This is a genomic window from Citrobacter sp. S39, from assembly GCF_009495675.1.
In the GTDB taxonomy this organism is placed as follows: Bacteria; Pseudomonadota; Gammaproteobacteria; order Enterobacterales; family Enterobacteriaceae; genus Citrobacter; species Citrobacter freundii.
In genome coordinates, this window is sequence record NZ_CP045555.1 from 153039 (window position 1) to 166462 (window position 13424).

General features: G+C 54.4%; 9 protein-coding genes. 6 read left to right on the forward strand and 3 right to left on the reverse strand.

Annotated elements, in window-relative coordinates:
* Positions 1 to 24: 24 nt before the first annotated feature.
* Together GFB57_RS00675 and araC are read right to left on the reverse strand one after the other, a co-directional pair.
* Complete coding sequence (locus tag GFB57_RS00675) at positions 25 to 792, reverse strand: DedA family protein (RefSeq protein WP_003018831.1); 768 nt, start codon at positions 790 to 792, stop codon at positions 25 to 27.
* Between the two features lie 119 nt (positions 793 to 911).
* Positions 912 to 1757 (reverse strand): arabinose operon transcriptional regulator AraC, encoded by an 846-nt coding sequence (araC, locus tag GFB57_RS00680; RefSeq protein ID WP_003018834.1) that lies wholly within the window; start codon positions 1755 to 1757, stop codon positions 912 to 914.
* A gap of 339 nt (positions 1758 to 2096) precedes the next feature.
* On the opposite strand from araC, the gene araB reads away from it, so the two are divergent.
* The 6 genes from araB (at position 2097) to rluA (ending at position 12264) form a co-directional block, all read left to right on the forward strand.
* Positions 2097 to 3806, forward strand: a complete 1710-nt coding sequence (gene araB, locus GFB57_RS00685) for a ribulokinase (RefSeq protein WP_003018836.1) — start codon at positions 2097 to 2099, stop codon at positions 3804 to 3806.
* A 10-nt stretch (positions 3807 to 3816) separates the two neighbouring features.
* Positions 3817 to 5319, forward strand: a complete 1503-nt coding sequence (gene araA, locus GFB57_RS00690; RefSeq protein ID WP_003018838.1) for an L-arabinose isomerase — start codon at positions 3817 to 3819, stop codon at positions 5317 to 5319.
* Positions 5320 to 5416: 97 nt separating this feature from the next.
* The gene (gene araD / locus GFB57_RS00695; RefSeq protein ID WP_003018841.1) at positions 5417 to 6112 is read left to right on the forward strand and encodes an L-ribulose-5-phosphate 4-epimerase; all 696 of its coding nucleotides are present in this window, start codon (positions 5417 to 5419) and stop codon (positions 6110 to 6112) included.
* 91 nt (positions 6113 to 6203) lie between these two features.
* Positions 6204 to 8555 carry a DNA polymerase II gene (gene polB / locus GFB57_RS00700; RefSeq protein ID WP_003018843.1) on the forward strand — a complete coding sequence of 784 codons (2352 nt, stop codon included), beginning with the start codon at positions 6204 to 6206 and terminating at the stop codon, positions 8553 to 8555.
* 131 nt (positions 8556 to 8686) lie between these two features.
* Positions 8687 to 11593 carry an RNA polymerase-associated protein RapA gene (gene rapA / locus GFB57_RS00705; protein WP_003018847.1) on the forward strand — a complete coding sequence of 969 codons (2907 nt, stop codon included), beginning with the start codon at positions 8687 to 8689 and terminating at the stop codon, positions 11591 to 11593.
* A gap of 11 nt (positions 11594 to 11604) precedes the next feature.
* Positions 11605 to 12264, forward strand: coding sequence for a bifunctional tRNA pseudouridine(32) synthase/23S rRNA pseudouridine(746) synthase RluA (rluA, locus tag GFB57_RS00710; protein WP_003018849.1), 660 nt, complete (start codon positions 11605 to 11607; stop codon positions 12262 to 12264).
* Between the two features lie 95 nt (positions 12265 to 12359).
* Here rluA and djlA read toward each other — a convergent pair whose 3' ends face one another.
* Positions 12360 to 13175 carry a co-chaperone DjlA gene (gene djlA / locus GFB57_RS00715; RefSeq protein WP_003018853.1) on the reverse strand — a complete coding sequence of 272 codons (816 nt, stop codon included), beginning with the start codon at positions 13173 to 13175 and terminating at the stop codon, positions 12360 to 12362.
* Between the last annotated feature and the right edge of the window lie 249 nt (positions 13176 to 13424).

The window sequence follows — 13424 nt, forward strand, 5'->3', positions numbered from 1 at the left end:
AGCCGCCATCCGGCAAAGGAATCGTCAGTAACCCACCACTTTGCGCAGAATATCGATATACACCGGCATCAGCGGATGGCGCAGTAACGCCACCAGAGCGACCACGCCGATCCCGAGCGTCAACGGCGCCAGATACAGCAAACGGCTGCGGGGGAAATACGCCGTTAAGCGATCGACAGCCGCTTTGCCACTGCGCCATAGCCGCCAGCAAAACCAGCCGCCCACCCAGAGCAACACCGCCGTCGCCAGCAGCAACCATTTGAAATCCCCGCTCTGCATATCAGAAGGAATATCAATTGCCGCTCCCGCCAGGATCCCCGGCAGGAAGTAGAACGGTGGCCACAGCACGCAGCCGATAATATTCGGGACGATAAATTTAGCGACAGGCAGATCCAGCATGCCTGCTACCATCGGCACCAGCGGACGCGTCGGTCCGACAAAACGCCCTACCAGAATAGTAAACATGCTGTGTTGATGCAGGGCGTGCTCGGTTTTATCCAGCAACACCTTGTTCTTTTTCATGAACGACCAACGGTGCAATGGCTTTTTAAAGCGCCAGCCCAGCCAAAAAGAGATCCAATCCCCCAATAAGCAACCTATAATGCCCGCAAGCCAGGCATGCCAGAAGTTCAGTTCGCCGCTGCCAATCAGCGCCCCCAGCCCCGCCATCATCACGGTCCCGGGTAGAATCAGGCCAACCAGCGCCAGCGACTCCAAAAAAGCCACCAGAAGTACGGCGATCAGAGAGTACAGGGCGGACTGGAGAATAAAGTGTTCCAGCAATGCTTGCATAATGTGTCCGTCAAATTTACGAAGCAGGGATTTTGATAACCCCTCTCAACTTCGTCAAGCCATCAATTGTCTGAATAGATTGCGAGTTATGACAACTTTCAGGATACATCATTCACTTTTTATTCACATCCAGCACGAAACTCGCTCGGACTGGCGCCGGTACATTTTTTGAAAACACGAGAGAAATAAAGCTGGTCGTCAAAGCCAACATTGCGACCTACGGTGGCAATGGGCATACGTGTGGTACTCAGTAATAGCTTCGCCTGGCTGATGCGCTGGTCCTCGCGCCAGCTTAATACGCTGATACCTAACTGCTGACGGAACAGATGCGACAAACGGGAAGGCGACAGGCAGACGTGCTGCGCGACGCTGGCGATATCAAAATTGCTGTCCGCCAGGTGATCGCTGATGTACTGGCAGGCATCGCGGACGCGGTTGTCCATGGGCGGGTGTAGCGATTCATTGATGGCTTCCATACGTCGGAGCAATAATTGTTCCAGTAAATTAATCGCCAGCAGTTCGGAATAACGACCTTCTCCCTGCCCGGCGTTAATTATCTGCCCAAACAGCTCGTTAAAATGCGGCTGATGCGCTTCATCCGGGCGGAAAAAACCGGTCTGGGCAAAAATGGCTGGCCAGGTCAGCCACTCCTGCCAGTAGGCGCGCGGGCGAAAGTAAACCCACTGGTGATACCACTCGCTGGCGTCAGGGTGGCGTCCGTAGTGGTGAATTTCTCCAGGTGGAAACAACAGAATATCGCCAGGCCGGCAGACAAACTGCTTGCCCTGATTATTGATAACCCCTTCGCCACGGATGGTGAGATTGAGGATATAACCCTTCATACCCAGCGGCCTGTCGATAAAAAAATCCAGGTATCCGTTCGCCTCAATGGGGGTTAATCCGGCCACCAAATGCGCGTTAAACGAATAACCTGGCAACAGGGGATCGTTTTGCGTTTCAGCCATAATTTCAATACTCCCTATGTCCTGCCAAGAAACAATTTGTCCATATTACGCCAGACATCATCGCTGTCGCCCCTGCGGGCCGCTGTATTTGCGGTAATGGACCACCAATCCCGCTTGTGAAAAGCTCTTTGTAAAAAACATGTACTACGCCAACGTCAAAATCGGCTAACAAAAGTGTCTATAACTACGGCAGGAATGTCCACATTGATTATTTGCACAGCGTCACACTTTGTGATGCCACAGCATTTTAATCCATAAGATTAGCGGATCCTGCCTGACGGTTTTTATCGCTACTCACTACTGTTTATCCATACCCGTATTTTTGGATGGAGTAAGACGATGGCGATTGCAATTGGCCTCGATTTTGGTAGTGATTCAGTACGCGCTTTGGCGGTGGAATGTGCCACCGGCGAAGAGATCGCCACCAGCGTTGAGTGGTATCCACGTTGGCAGGAAGGGCAGTATTGCGATGGCCCAAACAACCAGTTTCGCCATCATCCGCGCGACTACATTGAATCCATGGAAGCGGCGCTGAAAACCGTATTGGCCGAACTGAGCGCTGAACAGCGCGCGGAAGTGGTCGGGATCGGCGTTGACAGTACCGGCTCAACCCCGGCGCCCATCGATGCAGACGGTAACGTACTGGCACTGCGTCCGGAGTTCGCGGAAAACCCGAATGCAATGTTTGTCCTGTGGAAAGATCACACCTCAGTAGAAGAAGCCGAAGAAATCACCCGCCTGTGCCACACACCGGGCAAGATCGATTACTCCCGCTATATCGGCGGCATTTATTCCAGCGAATGGTTCTGGGCCAAAATCCTGCATGTAACTCGTCAGGACCATGCGGTAGCCGAAGCTGCGGTCTCGTGGATTGAGCTATGCGATTGGGTTCCGGCCCTGCTCTCCAACACCGTACGCCCACAGGATATTCGTCGCGGTCGCTGCAGCGCCGGACATAAATCCCTGTGGCATGAAAGCTGGGGTGGTCTGCCGCCAGCCAGTTTCTTTGACGAACTCGACCCCATCCTCAACCGCCATCTGCAATACCCAATGTTTACCAATACCTTCACCGCGGATCTGCCGGTTGGCACCCTGTGCGCCGAGTGGGCACAGCGCCTGGGGCTACCGGAAAGCGTGGTGATTGCAGGCGGTGCTTTTGACTGCCATATGGGCGCGGTTGGCGCAGGCGCACAGCCTAACACGCTGGTGAAAGTCATCGGCACGTCGACCTGCGACATTCTGATTGCCGACAAGCACAGCGTCGGCGAACGCGCGGTGAAAGGCATTTGCGGCCAGGTTGATGGCAGCGTAGTGCCTGATTTTATTGGCCTCGAAGCTGGCCAGTCCGCATTCGGCGATATCTATGCCTGGTTTAGCCGCGTGCTGAGCTGGCCTCTGGAACAGCTTGCCGCACAGCATCCGGAACTGCAGCCCCAGATTAAAGCCAGTCAAAAACAGCTGCTGCCTGCACTCACTGAAGCCTGGGCGAAAAATCCATCACTGGAGCATCTCCCAGTGGTGCTCGACTGGTTCAACGGTCGCCGTACGCCCAATGCCAACCAGCGTTTGAAAGGGGTAATTACCGATCTGAACCTGGCAACTGACGCGCCAGCGCTGTTCGGTGGGCTGATTGCCGCCACGGCCTTTGGCGCACGCGCCATTATGGAATGCTTCACCGAACAAGGCATTGCGGTTAACAACGTAATGGCGCTTGGCGGTATCGCGCGCAAAAACCCGGTCATCATGCAGGCCTGCTGTGACGTGCTGAACCGCCCGCTACAGATTGTCGCTTCAGACCAGTGCTGCGCACTCGGTGCGGCTATCTTCGCTGCCGTTGCCGCGAAAGTACACGTCGATATCCCAGCCGCTCAGCAGCAAATGGCAAGCGCCGTGGAAAACACGCTGCAACCTCGCCCAGAGCAGGCTCAACGTTTTGAACAACTCTACCGCCGCTATCAGCACTGGGCGGTAAGCGCTGAACAACAATACCTTCCGACTGCCGCTCCGGCGCAACAAGCCCCGGTAGACCTGGCAACCCTGACACATTAAGGACACGACAATGACGATTTTTGATAACTATGAAGTGTGGTTTGTGATTGGTAGCCAGCATCTGTATGGCCCTGAAACCCTGCGTCAGGTAACCCAACATGCGGAGCACGTCGTTAACGCACTGAATACTGAAGCCAAACTGCCCTGTAAGCTGGTATTAAAACCGCTGGGCACTTCCCCTGACGAGATTACCGCTATCTGTCGTGACGCTAACTACGACGATCGCTGTGCAGGGATGGTGGTCTGGCTGCATACCTTCTCCCCGGCCAAAATGTGGATTAACGGCCTGACTATCCTCAACAAACCGCTGATGCAGTTCCACACCCAGTTCAACGCCGCCCTGCCGTGGGACAGCATTGATATGGACTTTATGAACCTGAACCAGACTGCGCACGGCGGTCGTGAGTTCGGCTTCATCGGCGCACGTATGCGTCAGCAGCATGCCGTGGTCACCGGTCACTGGCAGGATAAACAAGCGCATGAACGCATTGGCTCCTGGATGCGCCAGGCCGTGTCCAAACAGGATACCCGCCACCTGAAAGTCTGTCGCTTTGGCGACAACATGCGTGAAGTTGCGGTCACCGATGGCGATAAAGTCGCTGCGCAGATCAAGTTCGGCTTCTCGGTAAACACCTGGGCCGTGGGCGATCTGGTGCAGGTAGTGAACGCAATTAGCGACGGCGAAATCAACGCGCTAATCGATGAGTACGAAAGCACCTACACCATGACGGCGGCGACGCAAGTCCATGGTGAAAAACGTCAGAACGTCCTGGAAGCGGCCCGTATTGAACTGGGGATGAAGCGCTTCCTGGAACAGGGTGGATTCCACGCCTTCACCACCACATTTGAAGATTTACACGGCCTGAAACAGCTCCCGGGTCTGGCCGTACAGCGTCTGATGCAGCAAGGCTATGGCTTTGCTGGCGAAGGCGACTGGAAAACCGCCGCTCTGCTTCGCATCATGAAGGTGATGTCAACCGGTCTGCAGGGCGGCACCTCATTTATGGAGGATTACACCTACCACTTCGAGAAAGGCAACGATCTGGTACTCGGTTCGCACATGCTGGAAGTTTGCCCGTCCATCGCGGTGGAAGAGAAACCGATCCTCGACGTACAGCACCTCGGCATTGGTGGTAAAGACGATCCCGCCCGTCTGATCTTCAACACCAAAACCGGCCCGGCCGTGGTTGCCAGCCTGATCGATCTTGGCGATCGTTTTCGCCTGCTGGTTAACTGCATCGACACGGTACAAACACCGCACTCCCTGCCGAAACTGCCTGTAGCTAACGCGCTGTGGAAAGCTCAACCGGATCTGCCAACCGCATCTGAAGCCTGGATCCTGGCCGGTGGCGCGCACCACACCGTGTTCAGCCACGCGCTGGATCTGAACGATATGCGCCAGTTCGCTGAAATCCACGATATCGAGATCGCGGTGATCGATAACGATACCCGCCTGCCGGCCTTTAAGGACGCGCTGCGCTGGAACGAAGTGTATTACGGGTTCAAACGTTAATTGTCGAAACGGATTGCCCGGTGGCATTTCATTTACCGGGCCTACAAATCACCGTAGGCCGGATAAGCGAAGCGCCATCCGGCATTCAGGAGTTAACATGCTAGAAGATCTTAAACGTCAGGTACTGGAAGCCAATCTGGCGTTGCCTAAGCACAATCTGGTCACCCTGACCTGGGGGAACGTCAGCGCCGTCGATCGCGAGCGCGGCGTGTTTGTGATTAAACCTTCCGGGGTCGATTACAGCGTAATGACCGCAGACGATATGGTGGTAGTCAGTATCGCCACGGGTGAAGTAGTCGAAGGCCAGAAGAAGCCCTCTTCCGATACCCCAACGCACCGACTGCTGTATCAGGCATTCCCGACCATTGGCGGCATTGTTCACACCCATTCGCGTCATGCAACCATCTGGGCGCAGGCGGGGCAGTCGATTCCGGCCACGGGTACCACCCATGCGGACTATTTCTACGGTTCGATTCCCTGCACACGGAAAATGACCGACGAAGAAATCAACGGCGAATATGAATGGGAAACCGGCAATGTAATCGTTGAAACCTTTGAGAAACAAGGTATTGACGCCGCGCAGATGCCTGGCGTGCTAGTGCACTCTCACGGTCCGTTTGCCTGGGGAAAAAATGCCGAAGATGCGGTGCATAACGCCATCGTGCTGGAAGAAGTCGCCTACATGGGGATCTTCTGTCGCCAGCTCGCGCCGCAATTGCCAGATATGCAACAAACCCTGTTAGATAAGCATTACCTGCGTAAACATGGTGCTAAAGCCTACTACGGGCAATAGTCCCTGCTGACACATAACAACTGTATAAAATCACAGCCAATCTATCAGAACCAGGCTATAATAATGCCTGGTTTTTTAATGGATACACAGCGTGGCGCAGGCAGGCTTTATTCTAACCCGACACTGGCGGGACACTCCGCAGGGAACTGAGGTCTCATTCTGGCTGGCTACAGACGATGGGCCGCTGCAGGTCACGCTTGCGCCACAGGAGTCAGTCGCGTTTATTCCCACCAGTCAGGTTCCTCGCGTCACCTCACTATTACGTACTGAAAACGGCTATCGCCTGACGCCTCTTCAGTTGCAAGACTTCCACCGCCAGCCCGTTTCCGGCCTGTATTGCCGCTCACATCGCCAGCTTATGCGGCTGGAAAAACTGCTGCGCGAAAACGCAGTCACCGTCTACGAAGCTGACGTACGGCCGCCGGAGCGGTATCTAATGGAGCGCTTTATCACCTCCCCTGTTTGGGTCGAAGGCGACAGACATGACGACATGCTGGTTAATGCCCGCCTGAAGCCGAACCCTGACTATCGACCACCGCTAAAATGGGTATCGCTGGATATCGAAACCACGCGCCACGGCGAACTCTACTGCATCGGTCTTGAGGGCTGTGGGCAGCGTATTGTCTATATGCTCGGCCCGGCAAACGGTGATGCCTCTGCGCTGGATTTTGAACTTGAGTACGTTGCAAGCCGCCCGCAGTTGTTGGAAAAGCTCAATGACTGGATTGCCCGTCACGATCCTGATGTGATAATCGGCTGGAACGTCGTGCAATTCGATTTACGCGTCCTGCAAAAGCACGCCGAACGTTACCGCATTCCCCTGCGTTTTGGTCGTGACAATAGCGAGCTGGAGTGGCGCGAGCATGGCTTCAAAAACGGCGTGTTCTTCGCGCAGGCTAAAGGTCGCCTGATTATCGACGGCATTGAGGCGCTCAAATCCGCATTCTGGAATTTCTCGTCATTTTCGCTGGAGACGGTGTCGCAGGAGCTACTGGGCGAAGGGAAGTCAATTGATAATCCCTGGGACAGGATGGACGAAATCGATCGCCGGTTTGCCCAGGATAAGCCCGCGCTCGCCACCTACAATCTCAAAGACTGTGAGTTGGTCACGCGTATTTTTCATAAAACCGAGATCATGCCATTTCTGCTGGAACGATCCACGGTCAACGGTCTGCCGGTCGACCGGCACGGTGGTTCAGTTGCCGCCTTCGGACATCTCTACCTGCCACGAATGCACCGGGCGGGTTATGTGGCACCGAACCTGGGTGAAGTCCCCGCGCACGCCAGCCCCGGTGGCTACGTGATGGACTCGCGCCCCGGCTTATACGACTCGGTACTGGTGCTGGATTACAAAAGCCTGTACCCCTCAATAATTCGTACTTTTTTAATCGATCCGGTGGGGCTTATCGAAGGAATGGCGCAGCCGGATCCGGAGCACAGCACCGAAGGGTTCCTTGACGCCTGGTTCTCACGTGAAAAGCACTGCCTGCCGGAAATCGTGACCCGGATCTGGCATGGTCGCGATGAAGCAAAACGCCGCGGCAATAAGCCGCTCTCGCAGGCGCTGAAAATCATCATGAACGCATTTTACGGCGTGCTGGGAACCACCGCCTGTCGCTTTTTCGACCCGAGACTGGCCTCGTCCATTACCATGCGCGGCCATGCGATCATGCGCCAGACCAAAGCGCTGATTGAAGCTCAGGGTTACGACGTTATCTATGGCGATACCGACTCGACCTTTGCCTGGCTGAAAAAGGCGCACTCAGAAGATGATGCCGCCCGGATTGGCCGTGAGCTGGTGAGCTACGTCAACGACTGGTGGGCGCAGTCGCTGAAACAACAAAACCTGACCAGTGCGCTGGAGCTGGAATTTGAAACCCATTTTTGTCGCTTTCTGATGCCGACCATTCGCGGTGCAGATACCGGCAGTAAAAAACGCTATGCAGGGATGATTCAGGACGGCGCTGAACAACGTATGGTGTTTAAGGGACTGGAAACGGTACGAACCGACTGGACGCCGCTAGCCCAACAGTTTCAGCAGGAACTATACCTGCGAATTTTTCGTAACGAACCTTATCAGGAGTTTGTTCGCGAGACTATTGACCGTCTGATGGCCGGTGAAATGGATGAACAACTGGTGTACCGCAAGCGCCTGCGCCGCCCGTTAAGCGAATACCAGCGAAATGTTCCACCACACGTGCGCGCCGCGCGCCTCGCCGATGAGCAGAATGTAAAGCTGGGGCGTCCACCGCAGTATCAAAATCGCGGAACCATAAAATATGTCTGGACGGTCAATGGCCCAGAACCTGTTGATTATCAGCTATCTGTGCTCGATTACGAGCATTATCTGACACGCCAGATCCAACCCGTTGCCGAGGGAATTCTTCCCTTTATTGACGATAATTTTGCTACACTACTCACAGGGCAACTGGGGTTATTTTGACGCGTGACGAAACCGTCGCCATCCAGTACCATAGCGCCCTTTCCATTCCTGGACCCCAATACACTTGCTGCCACTTTACTCTGGCAGAGGGTGAGTATTGCCTGCAACTAAAGATATAGAGCCGAACATATATGCCTTTTACACTTGGTCAACGCTGGATCAGCGATACAGAAAGCGAATTGGGACTTGGTACCGTTGTCGCCATGGATGCGCGAACCGTCACATTACTTTTCTCATCGACGGGCGAAAACCGTCTGTATGCGCGCAGTGATTCCCCCGTGACCCGCGTGATGTTCAATCCTGGCGATACGATAACAAGCCATGAAGGCTGGCAACTGCATGTCGATGAAGTAAAAGAAGAAAACGGCCTGCTTGCCTATATCGGAACCCGCCTGGATACCGAAGAAACCGGTGTCATGCTGCGTGAAGTACTACTCGACAGCAAACTGGTATTCAGCAAACCACAAGATCGCCTGTTTGCCGGCCAGATTGACCGCATGGATCGCTTTGCTCTGCGCTATCGCGCCCGTAAATTTCAGAGCGAACAATACCGTATGCCGTGGAGTGGGTTGCGTGGTCAACGTACCAGCCTGATCCCTCACCAACTGAACATTGCCCATGATGTTGGCCGTCGTCATGCCCCTCGCGTTTTACTGGCAGACGAAGTGGGTTTAGGTAAAACCATTGAAGCCGGGATGATCCTGCATCAACAACTGCTGTCCGGCGCCGCAGAGCGCGTGCTGATCATCGTCCCAGAGACATTACAGCACCAGTGGCTGGTCGAAATGCTGCGTCGCTTCAACCTGCGTTTTGCACTGTTTGATGATGAGCGTTATGCAGAAGCGCAGCATGATGCCTACAACCCATTTGAAACCGAACAACTGGTCATCTGCTCGCTGGACTTTGCCCGTCGCAGTAAACAGCGCCTGGAGCATCTGTGTGACGCCGAATGGGATCTGCTGATCGTCGATGAAGCCCACCACCTGGTGTGGAGCGAAGACGCGCCCAGCCGCGAATATATGGCCATTGAACAACTGGCAGAACGTGTGCCGGGCATCCTGCTGCTAACCGCTACACCTGAACAGCTGGGCATGGAAAGTCACTTTGCTCGTCTGCGCCTGCTGGACCCCAGCCGTTTTCACGATTTCGCCCAGTTTGTTGAAGAGCAAAAAAATTATCGTCCGGTCGCCGACGCCGTCGCTATGTTACTGGCAGGCAACAAGCTGAGTAACAGTGAGCTGAACATGTTAGGCGACATGATTGGCGAGCAGGACATTGAGCCGCTATTGCAAGCGGCAAACAGCGACAGCGAAGATGCCCAGAGCGCGCGTCAGGAGCTGGTTTCGATGCTGATGGACCGCCATGGCACCAGCCGCGTGCTGTTCCGTAACACCCGTAATGGTGTGAAAGGCTTCCCAAAACGCGAGCTGCACACCATCAAGCTGCCGCTGCCGACCCAATACCAGACGGCGATTAAAGTCTCCGGCATTATGGGTGCTCGTAAAAGCGCGGAAGACCGGGCGCGCGATATGCTCTACCCAGAACAGATTTATCAGGAATTCGAAGGCGATACCGGCACCTGGTGGAACTTTGACCCGCGCGTGGAATGGCTAATGGGCTATCTGACCAGCCACCGCTCGCAAAAAGTATTAGTTATCTGTGCAAAAGCCACCACTGCGCTTCAGCTGGAGCAGGTTCTGCGCGAGCGCGAAGGTATCCGCGCTGCCGTGTTCCATGAAGGGATGTCGATCATTGAGCGTGACCGCGCCGCAGCCTGGTTTAGCGAAGAAGATAGCGGCGCCCAGGTAATGCTGTGTTCTGAAATCGGCTCCGAAGGGCGTAACTTCCAGTTCGCCAGCAATCTGGTGATGTTTGACCTGCCGTTCAACCCGGACCTGCTGGAACAGCGTATTGGCCGTCTGGACCGTATTGGTCAGGCGCATGATATTCAGATCCACGTTCCGTACCTGGAAAAAACCGCACAATCCGTGCTGGTGCGCTGGTACCATGAAGGTCTGGATGCGTTTGAACATACCTGCCCGACCGGCCGTACCATCTACGACACGGTCTATAACAATCTGATCGGCTACCTGGCTGAACCAGAAAATACCGATGGCTTTGACGATCTGATCATAACCTGTCGCGAACAACATGACGCGCTGAAAGCTCAGCTGGAGCAAGGTCGCGATCGTCTGCTGGAGATCCACTCTAACGGCGGTGAAAAAGCGCTGGCACTGGCTGAGAGTATTGAAGAACAGGACGATGATACCAGCCTGATCGCCTTCGCCATGAACCTGTTTGATATCGTTGGTATTAATCAGGATGACCGTGGTGACAATTTGATCGTGCTGACACCGTCCGATCATATGCTGGTGCCAGATTTCCCTGGATTGCCGGAAGATGGCTGCACCATTACGTTTGAGCGTGATGTCGCTCTGTCGCGTGAAGACGCTCAGTTTATTACCTGGGAGCATCCGTTAATCCGTAATGGTCTGGATCTTATCCTCTCTGGCGACACCGGCAGTAGCACCATTTCGTTGTTGAAAAATAAAGCATTACCGGTCGGAACTCTGTTGGTTGAGCTGGTGTATGTGGTTGAAGCGCAAGCGCCGAAACAGCTGCAGCTGAACCGCTTCCTGCCGCCAACGCCGGTACGTATGCTGCTGGATAAAAACGGCAATAACCTCGCTGCACAGGTTGAGTTCGAAACCTTTAACCGTCAGCTCAGCGCCGTTAACCGCCACACCGGCAGTAAACTGGTCAACGCCGTGCAGCAGGACGTTCATGCTATTCTGCAACTCGGTGAAGCACAGGTGGAAAAATCAGCCCGCGCGCTGATCGACGCGGCGCGTAAAGAAGCGGACGAAAAACTGACTGCGGAACTCTCCCGTCTGGAAGCGCTGCGTGCCGTTAACCCGAACATCCGTGATGACGAACTCAGTGCAATTGAAAGCAACCGTCAGCAGGTGATGGAAAGCCTGGATCAGGCGGGCTGGCGTCTGGATGCCCTGCGCCTGATCGTCGTGACGCATCAGTAACGGAGCCATACATGGGGATGGAAAACTACAATCCGCCGCAGGAACCCTGGTTGGTCATCCTGTATCAGGATGAGCACATTATGGTGGTCAACAAGCCGAGCGGTTTGTTGTCTGTACCGGGTCGTCTGGATGAGCACAAAGACAGCGTGATGACGCGTATTCAGCGCGATTATCCGCAGGCTGAATCCGTCCATCGTCTGGATATGGCCACCAGCGGCGTGATTGTAGTCGCGCTAACCAAAGCGGCAGAGCGCGAGCTAAAACGCCAGTTTCGCGAGCGCGAACCGAAAAAACAGTATGTGGCACGCGTCTGGGGGCATCCCGCTCCGGCCGAGGGTCTGGTTGATTTACCGCTGATTTGCGACTGGCCGAACAGGCCAAAGCAAAAAGTGTGTTATGAGACCGGGAAATCAGCGCAGACAGAGTATGAAGTAGTGGAGTTCGCGGCGGATAACACCGCCCGGGTCGTGCTTAAACCGATTACTGGACGCTCCCACCAGTTGCGTGTGCATATGCTGGCGTTAGGGCATCCAATCCTCGGCGATCGCTTCTATGCTCCGCCCGAAGCGCTGGCGTTGGCACCCCGCCTGCTGCTGCACGCCGAGATGCTAACCATCACGCATCCCGAATACGGCAACAGTATGACGTTTAAAGTCCCGGCGGATTTTTAAATTCTGAGCCAATTTATGCCGGGGGCGCTTCGCTTACCCGGCCTACATTCATTACCGTAGGCCGGATAAAGCGCTAGCCGCATCCGGCATAATTATTATTTAAAGCCTTTTTGTTCTTTGATTAACTCGTAAGCCTTCTGGATTTCCTGCGCTTTTTGCTTCGCCATTTCCATCATCTCTGGCGGCAGACCTTTCGCGACCAGTTTGTCCGGATGGTGCTCGCTCATCAGCTTACGGTAAGCGCGCTTTATGGTAGTCGCATCATCGGTCGTTTTCACACCCAGCACATTACAGGCGTCTTCCAGCGTCGGGCCGCGTTGCGCCTGCTGCCAGCCACCGCCGCCAGACTGCTGCTGATATCCGTCGCCAAACTGTGCGCCGCCCTGCATCATGCGCAGGAACTGATCAAATTGGGTACGTGAGATCCCCAACTCTTCAGCAATCACATACAGCACTTCACGTTCGTTAGGATGTAACGACCCATCGGCAAATGCCGCCTGGATTTGAATTTCCAGAAACATGCGGATCAGATCGAATCGACCAAAACAGACGCTGCGAAACTGACGCATCTTTTCACGTAATGGATAATTATCCGATTTTCCTACCCGGAAGGCGTGTTGTGCAGCCGTTCGCGAGTCACCGTGCAAATTCATCCGATCCATCAACTGGCTGGCGATATGAATATCGGCTTCCGTGACGCGACCTTTGGATTTGGTCAGATGTCCCATCACCTCAAAAGTGGTGGCAAAAAACAGCGCCTGGCGTTCACGTTGGTTGGCAAACCACGCCATTTTGCGCATGCGGGCTTTGTCGAACATGTGGCCAACTAACAGCCCCAGAACCACACCCCAGAAGCCGCCACCCATCATTAAGGCCACGGCTACACCAATTATCTTTCCCCAATACTGCATAGACTCCCCAAATCTTTATGCTCTCAGCCAGGCTATGTCCCACAATATAAGGTGCTTTTACCGATTTACGGCTGCGGTCAATTGTGGGACATCGCCTATAATTTGCATTATCATACCTGTCATTCAATGCCGTGCCTAACACCACGGATGCCTAAATGGGCAGGATTAACACTAGCGCAGTGAAGATGAGATAAGTTAGGCTGTGACCGTTTGTCACGCGCGACGCTACTGATGATGGAACAATAAATA